The 15119-nt window shown below is 63.3% G+C and carries 21 protein-coding genes; 7 read left to right on the top strand and 14 right to left on the bottom strand.

Annotation, left to right across the window (positions count from 1 at the left end):
• Positions 1-9: 9 nt before the first annotated feature.
• Positions 10-1638: an FMN-binding glutamate synthase family protein gene (locus AC097A_RS17300; protein WP_479621799.1), complete on the bottom strand. Its 1629-nt coding sequence runs from the start codon at positions 1636-1638 to the stop codon at positions 10-12.
• A 54-nt stretch (positions 1639-1692) separates the two neighbouring features.
• On the opposite strand from AC097A_RS17300, the gene AC097A_RS17295 reads away from it, so the two are divergent.
• Positions 1693-2502 carry a UPF0149 family protein gene (locus tag AC097A_RS17295; protein WP_479621798.1) on the top strand — a complete coding sequence of 270 codons (810 nt, stop codon included), beginning with the start codon at positions 1693-1695 and terminating at the stop codon, positions 2500-2502.
• A 65-nt stretch (positions 2503-2567) separates the two neighbouring features.
• Here the strand turns inward: AC097A_RS17295 and AC097A_RS17290 are convergent, their stop codons facing one another.
• The 3 genes from AC097A_RS17290 to AC097A_RS17280 all read right to left on the bottom strand — a co-directional run bounded on the left by AC097A_RS17290 (position 2568) and on the right by AC097A_RS17280 (position 4916).
• Positions 2568-3155, bottom strand: coding sequence for an outer membrane beta-barrel protein (locus tag AC097A_RS17290; protein ID WP_479621797.1), 588 nt, complete (start codon positions 3153-3155; stop codon positions 2568-2570).
• 80 nt (positions 3156-3235) lie between these two features.
• Positions 3236-3955 (bottom strand): SDR family NAD(P)-dependent oxidoreductase, encoded by a 720-nt coding sequence (locus tag AC097A_RS17285; RefSeq protein ID WP_479621796.1) that lies wholly within the window; start codon positions 3953-3955, stop codon positions 3236-3238.
• A gap of 1 nt (position 3956) precedes the next feature.
• The gene (locus tag AC097A_RS17280; RefSeq protein ID WP_479621795.1) at positions 3957-4916 is read right to left on the bottom strand and encodes an alpha/beta fold hydrolase; all 960 of its coding nucleotides are present in this window, start codon (positions 4914-4916) and stop codon (positions 3957-3959) included.
• Between the two features lie 136 nt (positions 4917-5052).
• Between AC097A_RS17280 and AC097A_RS17275 the strand changes: the two genes are divergently transcribed.
• Positions 5053-5868, top strand: coding sequence for a substrate-binding periplasmic protein (locus tag AC097A_RS17275; RefSeq protein WP_479621794.1), 816 nt, complete (start codon positions 5053-5055; stop codon positions 5866-5868).
• Between the two features lie 22 nt (positions 5869-5890).
• Here AC097A_RS17275 and AC097A_RS17270 read toward each other — a convergent pair whose 3' ends face one another.
• The 8 genes from AC097A_RS17270 to AC097A_RS17235 form a co-directional block, all read right to left on the bottom strand.
• Entirely contained in the window at positions 5891-6340 is a 450-nt protein-coding gene (locus AC097A_RS17270; protein WP_479621793.1) for a CinA family protein, read from the bottom strand.
• A 56-nt stretch (positions 6341-6396) separates the two neighbouring features.
• Positions 6397-6978, bottom strand: coding sequence for a phosphatidylglycerophosphatase A family protein (locus AC097A_RS17265; RefSeq protein ID WP_479621792.1), 582 nt, complete (start codon positions 6976-6978; stop codon positions 6397-6399).
• 37 nt (positions 6979-7015) lie between these two features.
• The gene (locus tag AC097A_RS17260) at positions 7016-7780 is read right to left on the bottom strand and encodes an amino acid ABC transporter ATP-binding protein (RefSeq protein ID WP_479621791.1); all 765 of its coding nucleotides are present in this window, start codon (positions 7778-7780) and stop codon (positions 7016-7018) included.
• Positions 7767-8417: an amino acid ABC transporter permease gene (locus AC097A_RS17255; RefSeq protein ID WP_479621790.1), complete on the bottom strand. Its 651-nt coding sequence runs from the start codon at positions 8415-8417 to the stop codon at positions 7767-7769. Before AC097A_RS17255 ends, AC097A_RS17260 begins: the two co-directional genes overlap by 14 nt.
• A 3-nt stretch (positions 8418-8420) precedes the next feature.
• Positions 8421-9104, bottom strand: coding sequence for an amino acid ABC transporter permease (locus tag AC097A_RS17250; protein WP_479621789.1), 684 nt, complete (start codon positions 9102-9104; stop codon positions 8421-8423).
• A gap of 29 nt (positions 9105-9133) precedes the next feature.
• On the bottom strand, positions 9134-9931 hold the full coding sequence (locus AC097A_RS17245) for a transporter substrate-binding domain-containing protein (RefSeq protein WP_479621788.1): 798 nt from the start codon (positions 9929-9931) through the stop codon (positions 9134-9136).
• A complete protein-coding gene (locus tag AC097A_RS17240) occupies positions 9928-10701 on the bottom strand; it encodes a GntR family transcriptional regulator (RefSeq protein WP_479621787.1) in 774 nt (257 codons plus the stop codon). The genes AC097A_RS17245 and AC097A_RS17240 overlap by 4 nt, the downstream gene beginning before the upstream one ends.
• Before the next feature lie 116 nt (positions 10702-10817).
• A complete protein-coding gene (locus AC097A_RS17235) occupies positions 10818-11714 on the bottom strand; it encodes a LysR family transcriptional regulator (protein WP_479621786.1) in 897 nt (298 codons plus the stop codon).
• Positions 11715-11851: 137 nt separating this feature from the next.
• Here AC097A_RS17235 and AC097A_RS17230 point away from each other — a divergent pair, with 137 nt between their 5' ends.
• Positions 11852-12082: a hypothetical protein gene (locus AC097A_RS17230; RefSeq protein ID WP_315849740.1), complete on the top strand. Its 231-nt coding sequence runs from the start codon at positions 11852-11854 to the stop codon at positions 12080-12082.
• A 2-nt stretch (positions 12083-12084) separates the two neighbouring features.
• The gene (locus tag AC097A_RS17225) at positions 12085-12504 is read left to right on the top strand and encodes a tautomerase family protein (protein ID WP_479621785.1); all 420 of its coding nucleotides are present in this window, start codon (positions 12085-12087) and stop codon (positions 12502-12504) included.
• Here AC097A_RS17225 and AC097A_RS17220 read toward each other — a convergent pair.
• The gene (locus AC097A_RS17220; protein ID WP_479621784.1) at positions 12501-12902 is read right to left on the bottom strand and encodes a hypothetical protein; all 402 of its coding nucleotides are present in this window, start codon (positions 12900-12902) and stop codon (positions 12501-12503) included. The genes AC097A_RS17225 and AC097A_RS17220 overlap by 4 nt on opposite strands.
• A 153-nt stretch (positions 12903-13055) precedes the next feature.
• Between AC097A_RS17220 and AC097A_RS17215 the strand changes: the two genes are divergently transcribed.
• Positions 13056-13433, top strand: a complete 378-nt coding sequence (locus AC097A_RS17215; protein WP_479621783.1) for a VOC family protein — start codon at positions 13056-13058, stop codon at positions 13431-13433.
• 3 nt (positions 13434-13436) lie between these two features.
• Complete coding sequence (locus tag AC097A_RS17210) at positions 13437-13973, top strand: EVE domain-containing protein (RefSeq protein WP_479621782.1); 537 nt, start codon at positions 13437-13439, stop codon at positions 13971-13973.
• A gap of 40 nt (positions 13974-14013) precedes the next feature.
• Here AC097A_RS17210 and AC097A_RS17205 read toward each other — a convergent pair whose 3' ends face one another.
• A complete protein-coding gene (locus AC097A_RS17205; RefSeq protein ID WP_479621781.1) occupies positions 14014-14415 on the bottom strand; it encodes a DUF2177 family protein in 402 nt (133 codons plus the stop codon).
• 111 nt (positions 14416-14526) lie between these two features.
• On the opposite strand from AC097A_RS17205, the gene AC097A_RS17200 reads away from it, so the two are divergent.
• A complete protein-coding gene (locus AC097A_RS17200) occupies positions 14527-14970 on the top strand; it encodes a hypothetical protein (protein WP_479621780.1) in 444 nt (147 codons plus the stop codon).
• Positions 14971-15119: the final 149 nt, after the last annotated feature.

Below are 15119 nucleotides of genomic sequence, written 5' to 3'. Positions count from 1 at the left end.
CCGGAATACTCAGGTGAATTCTGGTGCGAACGATTGCGCGCTGGCCCGCGGCCAGCTGTGGCGGTAAATCAGGGGCAGGCTGTTGAGTTCGCTGTCAATCAAGGCCCGGTTGGGCAGTTGCGTCAGGATCAGCTGTGCGAGCGACTTCACTTTGTGGTCGGTCGATCGGCGCACGATGTGGTGCGCCGTGATTCCGCTGGGGTGGCTCACACCCGCTGCCTGCACCAGCTCCTGCAGAGCATGCAGGGTTTGCTGGTGAAAGTTGTAGACACGTTCGGCCTTGTCCGGCACCACCAGCGACTGCTGGCGCAGCGGGTCCTGCGTGGTGACCCCGGTAGGGCAGTGGCCCGTGTGGCAGTGCTGCGCCTGGATGCAACCCAGTGCGAACATGAAGCCGCGCGCGCTGTTGCACCAGTCGGCCCCCAGCGCCATCAGCCGCGCAATGTCAAACGCGCTGACCACCTTGCCGGCGCAGCCCACTTTCACCCGCTCTCGCAGGCCGGCACCGCGCAAGGTGTTGTGCACCAGCAGCAAGCCCTCCTGCAGTGGCGAGCCCACATGGTCAGTGAATTCGAGTGGCGCCGCGCCCGTGCCGCCCTCGGCCCCGTCCACCACGATGAAGTCCGGCGTGATTCCGGTTTCCAGCATCGCCTTGACCATGGCGAACCACTCCCAAGGGTGGCCAATGCAGAGCTTGAAGCCGGTCGGTTTGCCGCCAGAGAGCTCGCGCAGCTTGGCGATAAATTGCATCATCTCTACCGGAGTGGAGAACGCGCTGTGGGATGCCGGTGAGATGCAGTCCACCCCCACCGGTATGCCACGTGCCTCGGCAATTTCTATCGTGACCTTGGGGCCGGGCAGCATGCCACCGTGGCCAGGCTTAGCCCCTTGGCTGAGCTTGAGCTCAATCATCTTGACCTGCGGGTCGCGCGCGTTGGCAGTGAACTTGTCGGGATTGAAGCTGCCGTCGTCATTGCGGCAGCCAAAGTAGCCGGAGGCCACCTCCCAGATCAAGTCGCCCCCATGCACGCGGTGGTGGGTGGAGATGGAGCCTTCACCCGTGTCATGGGCAAAGCCGCCGCGCTTGGCGCCGGCGTTGAGTGCCAAAATGGCGTTGGCGCTCAGCGCCCCAAAACTCATGGCTGAAATATTGAAAACGCTGGCACTGTAAGGCTGGGCCGTGTCTGCGCCAATGGTGATGCGGAAGTCGTGCGAGGCTAGCTTGGTAGGCACCACTGAATGGTTCATCCACTCGTAACCCTCGGCATGCACATCGAGCTGTGTGCCAAACGGGCGCTTGTCGGGTTCGCCTTTGGCGCGCTGGTACACCAGCGAGCGCTGCGCGCGCGAGAAGGGCGTGGCCTCGTTGTCGCTTTCAATGAAATACTGGCGAATCTCGGGCCGCACAAACTCCAGCATGAAACGCATGTGCCCAATGATGGGGTAGTTGCGCAGGATGGAGCGCTTGCTCTGGCGCAGGTCGTACACCCCAACGCCGACCAGCAGGGCAAACAGCAGCAGCGAGCCCAGGCCGGCACCTAGCGCGAGCAGGCTGAATGTACTGAGCAGCAGGCCAAACACGCACAGCCCCATAACGGTGTAGCGGACGGGGAAGATGGAATTGAGCGTGTGGAGCATGAAAAGCCTTTCTTCGGAGGGACAATACTAGCCTGCCCTCTTTTTGCACAGCTTATGCCAAACCTCACGCCTGCGGCCAACGATGTCGCCCCAGTAGATACCCTGAGTCCGGACGACTTTGACGCCCTGGACACCATTCTGGATGACTTGCGCACCCGCAACGATGAAACCCCGCAATGGGAATTCTGCGAAGGTTTTATGGCTGCGCTGGCCGTTTGCCGCCGTCCCATTGCCACCGCCGAGTCCTTTCCTGCGCTGCTGGATCTGGAGTTTCCCGCCCCCGGCGAGGCCGGCGGATTTGCCAGTGCCGAGCAGGCGCAGCAGTTTGTTCAGCTTTGGACGCGCCGCTGGGACGATGTGGTGCGCAGCCTCGGCATCGAGGTGAAGAGCCTGGACGAGGACACCGCCTACCACCCCGAAGTAATGGACGTGCGCGGTGCCGTGGCCGTGTTGCCCGAAGAAGACCGTGCCGCCATGGCCGACCAGGAGCTGCCTTCATTTGCCCAGGTGTGGGCCTTGGGCTTTATGTTCGCCGTGGAAACCTGGCCCGAAGAGTGGGCTGCACCCCGCGACAAAGAGGCCGAAAAATGGCTGGATGCCGCATTGCAATCCATCGTGGCCTTGACCGAGGACGACAGCAACGAGCCCACGATCTCCGTTTTTGATGACGACGGCCCGCCCAGCGTGAGCGAGCAGCGCATCAACGACTTTGCCGATGCCGTGTGGGCGGTCTACGACCTGCGCGAACTCTGGAGCAGCTTTGGCCCCCGCGTGGAAACCGTGCGCAAGGAAGTCGAGCCGGGTCGCAACGACCCCTGCCACTGCGGCAGCGGCAAAAAATACAAAAAGTGCCACGGCGCTTGAACCTGTTTGCCCAATAAAAAAAGCCCGCATCGCTGCGGGCTTTTTGCATTCAGAGAACTACAGGATTAGAACTTGTAGCCGACGCCGAAAGAGAAAACGCTGCTCTTGAACTTGTCAATCACAGTAGTGAACTCTTTGTCGCTGTATTGGTTTTGCATGAATTCAACTTGGTAGTAGACATTCTTGCCGCTCAAGAAGCGAGCACCAGCGCCATAACCGACACCAGACAGACTCACAGAGCTTGTGTCTGCTGCAGTGCCGCTAATGGCTGCAATTTTCCCGTATACCAAGGTGGTGTCGCTGACGGCATACCCAGGCGCGACATAAACGGCGAGAGTGTCTTTGAGTTTGAGGTCGACGCCGGTAGCAGCCCAGCGGCCAAACAAAAGATCACCCAAACCAGCGTTGACGCCAACACCTACTGTGAATTGCTGGCCAGCCGCCATTGTGTACTCAGCTTGGAGCTGGAAGTTGCTGGAGGTGCTAGTGGCGGATGTAGACGATGAGCCGTTTTTAGCGTTTTGTTCAAATGTGGCTGCAGCCACATTCACTCCGCCCAAAACGCTAAAGCCTTCAAAATTCTTGGCTTGTGCAAACGCTTGGGGTGTGACAAAGGTGGCAACGATGGCCGATGCGATCAGTAGTTTTTTCATGGTTCTGATTTGAAAAGTGATGGATGAAAGACTTTCCTCCCGAAAAGTCCATAGGGATTCTACTAGTGCCCCTACGCCCGTCACCAAGGCAGGGATGTCCCGTCATGGTGGAAAAACCCACCTGATTTAGCGGCTGTCAGTGAGTCAATCACCGTGAGCAAACGCAGTGCGGCTTCCTCGGGTGTTTTGACGTCCAGCCCCGTCTTGGCGAAGGGGGCAGAGAGCGTGGTGGCCACCGTGCCTGGGTGCAGCGCGACACACACGGCATCTGGGTGCTTGCGGCGCAGCTCAATGGCGGCAGTGTGTACCAGTTGGTTCAGGGCAGCTTTGCTTGCGCGGTAGCTGTACCAGCCGCCCAGCTGGTTGTCCCCAATGCTGCCCACCTTGGCCGACAGCGTGGCAAACACCGACTTCCCGTCCCGTGCGAGCAGCGGCAAAAAGTGCTTCATAAGCAGCGCAGGGCCGATTGCATTGATGGCAAAGTGGTGCGCCATATGCACAGGGTCCAGCTGTTGCCAGCTCTTCTCGGGGCTGTGACCTTCGCTGTGCAAATAACCGGTGGCGTCTACCAGCAAGCGCAAGGGCATGCCGGTGTCTTGCATTGTCTGGGCGCAGAGCCGAATACTGGGCTCGTCCAGCAGGTTCAACGCGGGTGAGCTCTGACGCCCCAATCCCATCACCCGTGCAAAACGTGTGTCGGTTTCCAACGCGCGTACCAGCGCTTGGCCGATACCGCCTTGCGCGCCCACCACGATGGCCAAGCCGCCTGCGGGAAAGTCGGTGCTCGGTGTCGTCCCCACCTTATTGCGCTCCGATAGGGACATGCTTCACCACCCAGTCCCGCAGCAGCGTGGCTGTTTCCTGGGCCAGCTCTTCGGGAATAAAGTGGCCTGCAGGCAAACGCCGTCCGCTTACTTTTGCCGCACACTGCGCCTGCCACAGGGCCAGGGGATCGAACAGCCGGTTCACCACCCCACGTTCGCCCCACAGCACCAGCGTATCGCAGGCAATTTTCCCTTGAGTCCCTGGCAATGTGCGGCTGGCGCGGTCGTGCTCAAGGTCGATGGACGCACTGGCGCGGTAGTCCTCGCACATGGCGTGCAGGGTGTGCGGGTCGGCAAAACAACGTTCGTATTCTGCAAGGGCGGTGGGCTCGATGTAGCCCAGGCCACCCGAGCCCCATCCCCCCAGCTTGGCATGCAGGTAGGCCAGTGGGTTGCCCCCGATCATGGTCTCCGGCAAGGGGCTGGGTTGGGTCAGGTGGAACCAGTGGTAGTAGGCCTGGGCAAAGACAAAGTCGGTAGCGGCATACATGTCCAAGGTGGGGGCGATATCGATCACACACAGGGACTGCACGCGTGCCGGGTGGTCCACGGCCAAACGGTGGGCCACACGTCCACCACGGTCATGCCCACACAGATGAAACTGGTCCACGCCCAGCGCGTCCATCAGTGCCACCATGTCCTGCGCCAGAGCCCGTTTGCTGTAGTTGCTGTGGTCAGTCAGGCCTGCGGGTTTAGCCGAATCGCCGTAGCCCCGCAAATCGGGCATCACCACGTAAAACTGGTCCTGCAGGCTTTGGGCTAGGCGGTGCCAAAGCACATGGCTTTGCGGAAAACCATGCAGCAGCAAGAGCGAGGGCCGTCCATCGGGTGGCGTGCGCGGCACCCGGGCATGAAGCCGTGTGCCATTGACCTCCCAGTCGCGCGCTTCAAACGCTTCAAACCAGGTCGTGGGCAGGGTGTCGGCGGGTGGTGGCATGGGCGGTCCCAAAGGGCAAGTGGATGGAGGAAATGGCAGGGTAATTCAATTCTTGGCTGCACGGGCAGGAGCCCCGTGTACACGTCTCTTTGTTGCGCCTATGATGGTCTGACTATCTCCATTCAGGTCGCTTGCCATGGTCGATTGGCGCCTCATTGTGGCTTCTGTGTCTTGCCTGCTGGCTATGGGCTGGAGCCATGTGTTGGCGCAGGTGCCAGCAGTTGTTTCTGTTTCCGCTCCCTTGCGCCTGGCCACCGGAGAGCTCCCGCCCTATGCCACCGCCAGTCGTCCCGACCAGGGTATTGCGCTGGAGATCGTGCGCCGCGCCTTTGGGTATGCGGGCTACGAGGTGCAGTACACCTTCAAACCCTGGACCCGGTCTCTGGAAGAAGCACGCGCCGGCCAGTGGGACGGCACGGCCTATTGGGGGCGCAACCCCCAGCGCGATGTGGGCTTCTTGATCAGCGACAACGTGCTGACCGAGCAGTGGGTCTTTGTGTACCGCGACAACCCCACTGCCAAACCCTTTGACTGGAAGGACCTGAGCGACCTACGGGGCCTGCGCGTGGGTGCCGTGCCCTCGTACACCTACACCCCGGAGTTTTGGCGTTTGCAAAAAGCCGGCACGCTGAATGTGGCGTTGGCCGGGGACGACCTGGCCAACCTGCGCCTGCTACTGGCCGGGCGGCTGGATGTGGTGCCGATGGAGCGCAATGTGGCGTGTTACCTCATGGGCGCGCATTTGGTGCCGGCCGAGGCCGCGCAGCTGCGGGCCCACCCGCGCTGGCTGACCCGCCAATTCACCACCCACCTGATGCTCAGCGCCAAGCTGCCGCAGAGTGCGGCGCGCATGCGGGCATTCAACCAGGGCCTGCGGATACTGCAGGGCTCCCACGAGTACGCAGACATGCTGCACCTGCCAGGCTGCAGTCTGAGTGCCCGCGGGCGTTAGTCCAGCCGCGGGACACTCGGGACTACTTCAGCAATTCGGCCAGTTGCGTGAGGGCATGCTGCACCGTGGCGGCGCGCACCGCGGCGCGGTCACCCGCAAAGTGTTGCACCTCGGTGTGCACGCCCGCAGGCGTGGCCCAGCCAAACCAGACCGTGCCTACGGGTTTGTCGGCGCTGCCACCGGTGGGGCCGGCTACACCGGTGACGGCTACGGCCACTTGGGCGTGGGAGTGTTGCAGGGCGCCCTGCACCATGGCGCGCACCACGGGCTCGCTCACGGCGCCGTGGGTGGCAATCAGTGCGGCATCCACACCCAGCATCTCGGTCTTGGCGGCGTTGGAGTAGGTGACAAAGCCGCGCTCAAACCAGGTGCTGGACCCGGCTAGGTCGGTACAGGCGCCGGCAATCAGGCCGCCGGTGCAGCTCTCGGCTGTGGCCAACATCCACTGGTGTTTGAGCATCAAATCGGCCACTAAAGCGCATGGATATTGCGCAACTAGCTCCTGATTTGATAGTAAGTTGGCGGAGTTCAGATGAACCTCCACAGCGCCACCACCAGCACGGTGCAGCCCGCGGCCACGAAGTCGTCGAGCATGATGCCAAAGCCGGCCTTGGTCCAGGCGCGTCGGTCGGTCTGCGGGTCCACGTGGTGGAACAGGGCATCGGCCCAGCCCACGGGGCCGGGTTTCACGGCATCAAAAAAGCGGAACAGGCCAAAGGCCATGACCTGGCCGACCAGGGAGGTCGGCGTCACCAGCCACAGCACCAGCCAGAAGGCGATGACCTCGTCGATGACCACATTGCTGGGGTCCAGCACGCCCAAGTTGCGCGCTGTGACGGTGCTGGCCCACCAGCCCACCAGGGCGCCCCAGCCAATCAGCAGCGCCCAACCGGTGTCGCCCAGCCACGGCTGCAGCGCCACAAAGGCCGCCCAGGCCCACAGCGAGCCCGAGGTGCCCGGCGCAATGCGCGACAGGCCTGAGCCAAAGCCCAGCGCCAGCAGATGCGCCGGGTGCGCGAACATGAATTTGGCGGTGGGCCGGGAGGAGGGCGGGGTCAGGGGGGCACCGCTGACGGTGTCCAGCGGAATCAAGGTCACGGGTTCACTCATGCCCCGATTATCGAAGACGCCGCAGCGCCCGCATGGCTCAGTCGTGCAGGGATGACAAAAACTGCTGTAGCTCGGGCGTTTGCGGCTTGCCAAAGATGTCGGCGGGTGGCCCCATTTCGTGCACGCGGCCCTGGTGCATGAAGATCACGCGGTTGGACACGCGGCGGGCAAAGCTCATCTCGTGCGTCACCATCAGCAGCGTCATGCCGTCCTGCGCCAAGCCTTCCACCACGCGCAGCACCTCGCCCACCAGCTCGGGGTCCAGTGCGCTGGTGATCTCGTCGCACAGCAGTACGGCGGGTTCCATGGCCAGCGCACGGGCAATCGCCACGCGCTGCTGCTGCCCGCCCGACAGCTGGTCGGCATATGCGTCAAACTTTTCGGCCAGGCCCACGCGCGCCAGCAGGGCGCGGGCATGGGTCTGGGCGCTGTCGGCGTCCTTGGCTTTCACCAGGCTGGGTGCCAGCATGATGTTCTTGCCCACCGTCAGATGCGGGAACAGGTTGAAGCCCTGAAAAATCATGCCCACGCGCTGGCGCAGCGCGCGCATGGCGGCGGCGTTCTTGTGCAGCAGGGGTTTGCTGTCCACCGTCAGCTCGCCACTCTGGAACTCTTCGAGTCCGTTGATACAACGCAGCAGCGTGCTTTTGCCCGAGCCGCTTTTGCCAATGATGGCGATCACCTCGCCCGGAGCAATCTGCAGGTCGATGCCCTTGAGCACCTCGTTGCTGCCATACGATTTGCGCAGCGCGCGGATGTCCACAATCGGCGCCGCGGTGGCGCTGGTTTCAACGGGGGGCATGCAACTTCCTCTCCAAGGATTTGGCGTAAAGGCTCACGGGGTAGCACAGCACAAAGTACAAAACGGCCACGCAGCTGAAGACGAGAAACGGGCTGTAGGTGGCGTTGGCAATCGTCTTGCCCACCTTGGTCAGTTCCATGAAACCAATCACCGAGGCCAGCGCCGTGCCCTTGATGACCTGCACCAGAAAGCCCACCGTGGGTGCCACCGCAATCTTGAAGGCCTGCGGCAGGATGACGTAGCGCAGCTGCTCGGCAAAGTTCAGCGCCAGGCTTTGGGAGGCCTCCCACTGGCCACGCGGGATAGAGGCCACACAGCCGCGCCAGATCTCGGTGAGGAAGGCGCTGGCGTACAGCGTGAGCCCCATGCCGGCCGCCACCCAGGGCGAGGTGTTGATGCCAAACAGGCCCAGCCCGTAGTAGGCCAAAAACAGCTGCACCAAAAGCGGAACGCCCTGGAACAGCTGCACATAGGCGCTCACAAACACGCCGGCGCCTGGTAGCTTGCTCAGGCGCAACATCAAGAGCAGCAGGCCCACCAGCCCACCGCCGACAAAGGCGATCAGCGAGAGGCCCGCCGTCCAGCGCAAGGCCAGCAGCAGGTTGCGGACAATGTCCCAGAGGGAAAAATCAACCATGGCCTAGCGCCTCCCAAAGAGAAAGGTGGAACCGGCCCAGTTGAGCAGGTGGCGCACCGCGAAGGACAGCAGCAGGTACAGCGCGCCGACCACGATGAAGGCCTCGAACGAGCGGAAGTTGCGGCTCTGGATCAGGTCAGCCGCGTAGCTCAGCTCTTGGGTAGAGATTTGTCCGCACACCGAGGAGCCCAGCATCACGATGATGATTTGGCTCACCAGGCTGGGCCACACTTTCTTCAACGCAGGGGGCAGCACCACGCGGGTAAAGGTTTGCAGCCGTGTCAGTGCCAGGCTCACTGCCGCCTCGATCTGCCCCTTTGGCGTGGCCTCCAGCCCGGCGCGGATGATCTCGGTGGCGTAAGCACCGAGGTTGATCACCATGGCGATGAAGGACGCCGTCTCGGCCGACAGCTTGAAGCCCGCCGCCGGCAAGCCAAAGAAGATGAAAAACAGTTGCACGATGAAAGGCGTGTTGCGGATCAGCTCCACATAACCATTCACCACGGCACGCAGCCAAGCGGCGGCGTGCTCGGCCCCAAAGCCGCGCGCCCGCACCCAGGCGCAGCCTATGCCCAGGGCCGTGCCCACCACCACGGCAGCGGCCGTGAGCGCCAGGGTCCAGCCAATGCCGGTGAGCAGCAGGGGCCACTCTGCCAGCACGGCGCCAAAGTCCAGCTGAATGCGCATGGGGATGCTCGATCAGGCCGTATCAGGCTTTACAAGGGCAAGTCACCGAGGCCGCGACCCAGCCACTTCTTGGCCATGGCTTCCAGTTCGCCGCTCTTCTTGGCGTCGGCAATGATCTCGTTGACCTTGGCCTTGAGCTTGTCTTCACCCTTGGCAATGCCGATGAAGTTGGGGCTGTCTTTGAGCAGCAGCTTGTATTCGGCAGAGAGCTGCGGGTTCTTGGTCATCATGTTGCCGGCCACCGACGCACCCAGCGCCACAAACTGCACCTGTCCTGCGGTGAACGCGGCAATGGTGGCGTTGTTGTCTTCAAAGCGTTTGGTGTCCACGCCAGACGGTGCCACTTTGGCCAGCTCCTGGTCTTCCATGGCGCCGCGGGTTACACCCACCGACTTGCCAGCCAGATCGGCAAAGCTTTTCACGCTGACGGTTTTGGGGCCAAACACAGCCTGAAAGAAAGGGGAGTAGGCGGACGAAAAGTCGATCACTTTTTCACGGTCGGGGTTCTTGCCCAGCGTGGCAATCACCAGGTCCGCCTTGCGGGTTTGCAGCGCAGGTATGCGGCTGGCGCTCACCACCACCACCAGCTCCACGGGCACGCCCAGCTTCTTGCCGATGTAGTTGGCCATGTCCACGTCCAGCCCGATGGGCTTGAGGTCGGTGCCCACAAAGCCGTAGGGTGCGGAGTCGGTCTGCACCGCCACCTTCAAGACCTTGGTTTTCATGATGTCGTCCAGCGCGGTTTGCGCGTGGGCGCCAGTGGCGGCCAGCAGGGCGCCGGTGGCCAGGGCCAGGGAGAAGGTGCGTTTGTTCAAGGGGAAGGTCATAACAGGGCTCCAAGGTAGGTTGAGGGGTCTTTGGGAGATTTGTCGCCAAGACTTGTATGCAAGTCATGTGCCAAACGGACGGGCTTGGTTTTGGTGCTTTCGCCCACGGGGCTGAGCGCACTACGCAGCTCGGCCAATGGGTCGCCGTTGGGTGTTTGCAGGCGCAGGGCATCCTGCACGTGGCCAATGTGGGCTTGCATGAGTTGCTCTGCCAGCACCCAGTCCGACTGTTCCAGCGCCTCCACAATTCGGCCATGTTCCGCACACGAGTGCGCGGCGTCGTGGGTGGATTGGTAGAGCATGGCGATCAAGGTGGTACGCGCCGTGAAGTCGCGCAGCGTGTCGGCCAGCAGGCTGTTGCCCAGGCATTCGGCCAGACACACATGGAAGTCGCCCAGCAGGTAGCTGCGCAGCCCCACGTCGGTGCCCTTCACGGCGGCCTGCTCGGTTTTGATATGTGCTTTGAGCTTTTTGATGGCGGCCTTGCTCACCTCGGTGGTGCAACGGATCAGGCCCATCTCGATCACCCGACGCGCCTCAAAAGCCTCGCGCGCTTCACTCAACGACGGCTCAATCACATACCAACCGCGCCGGCTGCTCACGGTCACAATGCCGCGCGCCGCCAGGCGGGTGAGTGCCTCGCGCACGATGGTGCGGCTGCAGTCAAACACCATGGCGAGCTGCTGCTCGCCCAGGCGTGCGCCAGGGGCGAGTTTTTGCGCCATGACGGCTTCAATGATGCGGGTGCTGATGTCAGATGCGTTGGCCATGTGGCCTGCCTGAATGCAAACTCCATGCCACTGGTATACAAGATTTGCGCACCAGGTCGGTGAGCTTGGCGCGCTTTGGTGGGGCGCCCGCGCCCCGTGTCAGTGCGTGTGCACCGTCATGACATGCCCGCGATCCACTCTGCCCAGTAGTCAATACACGCACGAATTTTGGGCAGGCGGTGGCGCTCTTGCAGCATCACGGCATAGATGGGAATGCGCGGGCTCACAAAGTGGTCTTCCAGCAGCGGCACCAGTGCGCCGCTGCGCACCCAGGGCGCGGCCATCAGGTCGTGTAGGCGCGAAATACCCACACCGTGCACCACCAGGTTCAGCAGCAGGGCGGTGTTGTCGGCGCGCGTTTGGCCCGGCACGACCAGGTCCGGCGGGGCGGGCTGGCCGGTGCGGCTCCAGCGGTTCAGGTTGGGGCTGGCGCTGTTGGCAATCAGATGGTGGCGGGCCAGGTCGTCGGGGTGCTGCGGCGTGCCACAGCGCGCTAGGTAGCGCGGCGCGGCGTACAGCGTGCGGCCGTATTCCCCAATCTGCCGCGCCACCAGCGTGTCGCTGACGGCCGAGCCGGTGCGGATGGCCACGTCAATGCCGTCGCGCGCCATGTCGGCAATGCGGTCATCGGCGTTGATGTCGATGTGCAGCAGTGGCCAGCGCTGGTACAGGCCGGCCAGGCTGGGCGCAATCACACACTCGGCCATCAGCGGGCTCACGCTGATGCGCACCCAGCCGCTGGGTCCGCTGAGCTTGCCGCTGAGTTCGCTGTCCAGCTCGGCCGTGGTGTCCAGCAGGCGCTGGCCATAGGCCAAGAGGGTGTCGCCCTCGTCGGTCAGGCTCAGGCCGTGGGTGGTGCGGTGTAGCAGGCGCACGCCGCACGCCGCCTCCAGCCGGGTGAGTGCCCGCGTCACTTGGCTCACCGGCACATTGCGCTCGCGCGCCGCGGCGGAGAGGGTGCCCAGCTTGGCAATGCGGGTGAACAGGGCGACGTCATCGAGTTGGAGTTGCATGGCGCCATTGTGCGGCGGGCGGGTTTGGTTTTGCAAATACTGCAAAACCAATATGGGTTTGGTGCGGTTTCCGAAGAGTGGTTCTATTAATAAAGTTCAAACCATCGCATCAGCCCCTGAACCCACCGGAGTCCGCCATGTTCCCAGCCACCCCCGAAACCACTGCACTCGCCCATCTGCACGACCAAGCCCGGCGCGAAGCACGCCGCCTGCGCCGCGAGGCGGTAGATGACTTCTGGCGCGGTGCCGACGCCGTGTGGCAGCGCAGCCTGGCCGGCGGCCAAGCGCTGGCCCAACGCAGCGCCACCCGCCTGAAGGCCCGCTTGGCCCGCCGCGCCTACCGTTCCACCACCACTACGAAAGCCTGACCATGCCCACCCTGCAACTCAAAATCTCGCCGCTGCAAAACCCCTCACGCTACCGCGCGCTGGCCGAGGCGCTGACCCGCATCACCCACGAACAGCTAGGCAAGCGTGCCGAAGTGACCGCGGTGGTGATTGACGATGTGCCCGCTGCGCGCTGGCATGTGGGCGGCAGCGATGTGCAGCGCCCCACGGCGCTGCTGGAGATCAGCATCACCCAAGGCACCAACACGGCGGAGCAAAAGGCCGCGTTCATCAGCACCGCCTTTGCCGAGCTGGAAGACCAGCTGGGCGCGGGCCATGGGCTGGAACCCGCCAGCTATGTGATCGTGCGCGAGGTGCCGGCCAGCGACTGGGGGTTTGGCGGGCACACGCAGGCGGCGCGGCGTATTGCGCCCGCGTCTTTGTCGCTCTCAATGTCGCTCTAAACGCTGGCTACGACTGGGTGCAGCATGCAATGCAGTACGCGGGGCGCGGTGGTGCGCAGTTTTTGTACCAAGTGGGCCAGCGCTTTGCGGTCCGCCCGAACGAGAAAACCGCTGCGGCTGTGCGCCTGTCCGCTGTGGGACCAGACGCCTTGAATCTCGCCCCCGTCCATCACCTCGGTGCTGTCCCGGTGGCAGACCACCACTTGCAGGTGAAAGGATTTGCCTGTCAGCCGCAGATCGGGGCGGGACAAGATTTGCACACCCCCTTCGCTGATGTCCAGTACCTCTGCCCGTACCGTGCCGAGTGCATGTGTTTGGAGCGCCAGGGGCCACGGGGTCGATGGGCCCATAGGCAGCAAAGGCGCCCGCGCATGGCTGCGCTGTTCAGGGAATGTCATGGTTCGTTGCCTTGGTAACGCGTGGACAATGATGGTGGCGGGCTTGCATGGCAGTGGTGTGACGCAGTGGCGGCACGTTTAGCCTCCTGACACAGCGCTGTCAGTAGCCCCCCGGCACCATCCGGGCTTCTTCAACACACCAAGGAGCCCCCTATGAAAAACGCCATCAGCTGGTTTGAAATCCCCACCACCCAACTCGACGCCGCCCAGGCCTTTTACGAAACCGTGCTCGGCCGGCCCATGCGCCGTGAAGCCATGGGCCCCAGCCAGGGGGCGGTGTTTGCCTATGACCTGGCGAGCCATGGCACCGGGGGCGCGTTGATGATGGGGCCCACGGCGCCCCGGGTTTCGCGTGCGGGTACGCTGGTGTACCTGGACGCCACACCGTCACTGGACGCCGCCCTGCAGCGCGCGGTGGGGCAGGGCGGAAAGATTGCCCAACGGCGCACGGCGCTGCCACCGGGCATGGGTTTTTTCGCCCACATCACCGACCTGGACGGCAACCGCGTCGGCCTGCACGCCCTCGCTTGATCCATGGCCCCGCGCAACAACTGGATTGCCGTGGCCTGCGCCGCGCACGCCCGCCGGGGCTGCGCGGTGCCGGAGCAGGGGTATATGCAGGTCTGCCACGGCAAGTGCGCGCCGCTCAAGCGCGTCGCGCCGGGTGACCGCGTGGCCTACTACAGTCCCACAGTCAGCATGGGGGGCAAGGACACGCTGCAGGCTTTTGTGTCGATTGGCATCGTGCAGCCGGGGGAGCCGTATGCGCATCGCGACGCCGGGCCGTCCCAAGGCGCGATAGCCCCCTTGGGGGGCAGCGCAGCACACGCAGTGGCAAGCGTGGGGGCCATGTCTGACATGGGCGGCGGCTTTGTACCCTACCGGCGCGACGTGGCCTATGTGCCCGCGCTGGAGGCGCCCATCCAGCCGCTGCTGGACGATTTTGAATTTGTGGAAGACCGCAGCCGCTGGGGTTACAAGTTCCGGTTTGGCCTGTTCCAGGTCAGCGATGCGGACATGCTGAAGATTGCGCACGCCATGCGAGCGGACATCAATTTGCTATACCTTTAGGAGCTGCTTGCGCATGCTCTACGGGGGCTAGAGGCCAATTTCATGAAAATTTATCCCACGCCAGCTTGCCTGCGATTGCCGCGGCGCAACTCACCGCTGCGCCCCACGCCATGTCCAACAGCGACAGGCCCACGGGCCAGTCTTTCAGCGTGGCCAGATTGGTCAGGTCGTAGGTGGCGTAGGCAAACAGGCCAAACAGCGCGCCGTGCACCAGGGTGCTGGTCCAGCTGCCGCTGGTTCCCTGCGGCGCCACCACAAACAGCACCAGGCCCAGTGGATACAGCGCGTAGAACAGTGCAGCGACGCCCAGCCGGGGTTCGGCCGCCATCAGATGGCCGATGCCGTTCTGGTACAGCGCTTTGGCCAGCACGCCAATCCACAGCAGGTCCAGCGCCAGCATCAGCACGGCGGTGGCTGCGTACGTCGCCACGTATTTGTTCATGCCGCCAGCTTACCCAATGCGGCGGCACTCTCGGTGCGCAGGCGCACAGAGCCACCACCACGGCGGTCCTACATTGACTCGGTTGGCGATACCGCCGTACTGGAGAGCCCCATGGACAAGTCCCATCCCCCTACCACCTTTGGCGTCTTCAAACCCGCGGGCCACACCCTCATGGCCTTTCCCACGGAAGAGGCTTTGCAGGCGGCCCAGCAGGCCTTGGCAGAGAAAGGTTTTGGCCCAGCCCGCCTGGTGCACTACACCCCCCAGGAAATGCTGGCCCAGGTGGATGCCGAGTTGCAGAGCGCCAGCCCCCTGGCCAACTTTGGCTACGAGCTGGACCTGGTGCGCCTGCACAAGGCGTTTGCGGAAGACGGCTGCAGCTTTCTGGTGGTGGAGACGCGCGACGATGCCAGCGCGCGGCTGGTGGCCGATCTGGTGCCCATCCTCCAACCGGCCACGGCACAGCGCTACGGCCGCTTCATGATCGAAGACCTGACCGAGAAGCTGCCTGGCCGCCAGCTCGACAAGAACGCTTTGCCCTCGGGGTCGCTATGAAATTGCTAGCTACTTGCGCAAGTATCATGGACGGCGGACTCAAATCCAAGTGCAACACAGTTGGAGTTTATTGGATGACGTCAGGAGAGTGCTCAAGCTTGGCCAGCCACTGGCCGTAAACCTCCAAAGGAGTCAACCAACCCAGCGTC

It is taken from the genome of Rhodoferax sp. XS2R6, assembly GCF_056521365.1.
The sequence above is the reverse complement of the archived record's forward strand: the minus strand, read 5'-3'. Positions and strand labels throughout refer to the sequence as shown.

Excerpts from the sequence above, each read along its gene's own strand:
- AC097A_RS17300 (WP_479621799.1), bottom strand. The coding sequence starts at position 1,638 with ATGCTCCACACGCTCAATTCCATCTTCCCCGTCCGCTACACCGTTATG.
- AC097A_RS17295 (WP_479621798.1), top strand. The coding sequence starts at position 1,693 with ATGCCAAACCTCACGCCTGCGGCCAACGATGTCGCCCCAGTAGATACC.
- AC097A_RS17290 (WP_479621797.1), bottom strand. The coding sequence starts at position 3,155 with ATGAAAAAACTACTGATCGCATCGGCCATCGTTGCCACCTTTGTCACA.
- AC097A_RS17280 (WP_479621795.1), bottom strand. The coding sequence starts at position 4,916 with ATGCCACCACCCGCCGACACCCTGCCCACGACCTGGTTTGAAGCGTTT.
- AC097A_RS17275 (WP_479621794.1), top strand. The coding sequence starts at position 5,053 with ATGGTCGATTGGCGCCTCATTGTGGCTTCTGTGTCTTGCCTGCTGGCT.
- AC097A_RS17265 (WP_479621792.1), bottom strand. The coding sequence starts at position 6,978 with ATGAGTGAACCCGTGACCTTGATTCCGCTGGACACCGTCAGCGGTGCC.
- AC097A_RS17260 (WP_479621791.1), bottom strand. The coding sequence starts at position 7,780 with ATGCCCCCCGTTGAAACCAGCGCCACCGCGGCGCCGATTGTGGACATC.
- AC097A_RS17255 (WP_479621790.1), bottom strand. The coding sequence starts at position 8,417 with ATGGTTGATTTTTCCCTCTGGGACATTGTCCGCAACCTGCTGCTGGCC.
- AC097A_RS17250 (WP_479621789.1), bottom strand. The coding sequence starts at position 9,104 with ATGCGCATTCAGCTGGACTTTGGCGCCGTGCTGGCAGAGTGGCCCCTG.
- AC097A_RS17245 (WP_479621788.1), bottom strand. The coding sequence starts at position 9,931 with ATGACCTTCCCCTTGAACAAACGCACCTTCTCCCTGGCCCTGGCCACC.
- AC097A_RS17240 (WP_479621787.1), bottom strand. The coding sequence starts at position 10,701 with ATGGCCAACGCATCTGACATCAGCACCCGCATCATTGAAGCCGTCATG.
- AC097A_RS17235 (WP_479621786.1), bottom strand. The coding sequence starts at position 11,714 with ATGCAACTCCAACTCGATGACGTCGCCCTGTTCACCCGCATTGCCAAG.
- AC097A_RS17230 (WP_315849740.1), top strand. The coding sequence starts at position 11,852 with ATGTTCCCAGCCACCCCCGAAACCACTGCACTCGCCCATCTGCACGAC.
- AC097A_RS17225 (WP_479621785.1), top strand. The coding sequence starts at position 12,085 with ATGCCCACCCTGCAACTCAAAATCTCGCCGCTGCAAAACCCCTCACGC.
- AC097A_RS17220 (WP_479621784.1), bottom strand. The coding sequence starts at position 12,902 with ATGACATTCCCTGAACAGCGCAGCCATGCGCGGGCGCCTTTGCTGCCT.
- AC097A_RS17215 (WP_479621783.1), top strand. The coding sequence starts at position 13,056 with ATGAAAAACGCCATCAGCTGGTTTGAAATCCCCACCACCCAACTCGAC.
- AC097A_RS17210 (WP_479621782.1), top strand. The coding sequence starts at position 13,437 with ATGGCCCCGCGCAACAACTGGATTGCCGTGGCCTGCGCCGCGCACGCC.
- AC097A_RS17205 (WP_479621781.1), bottom strand. The coding sequence starts at position 14,415 with ATGAACAAATACGTGGCGACGTACGCAGCCACCGCCGTGCTGATGCTG.
- AC097A_RS17200 (WP_479621780.1), top strand. The coding sequence starts at position 14,527 with ATGGACAAGTCCCATCCCCCTACCACCTTTGGCGTCTTCAAACCCGCG.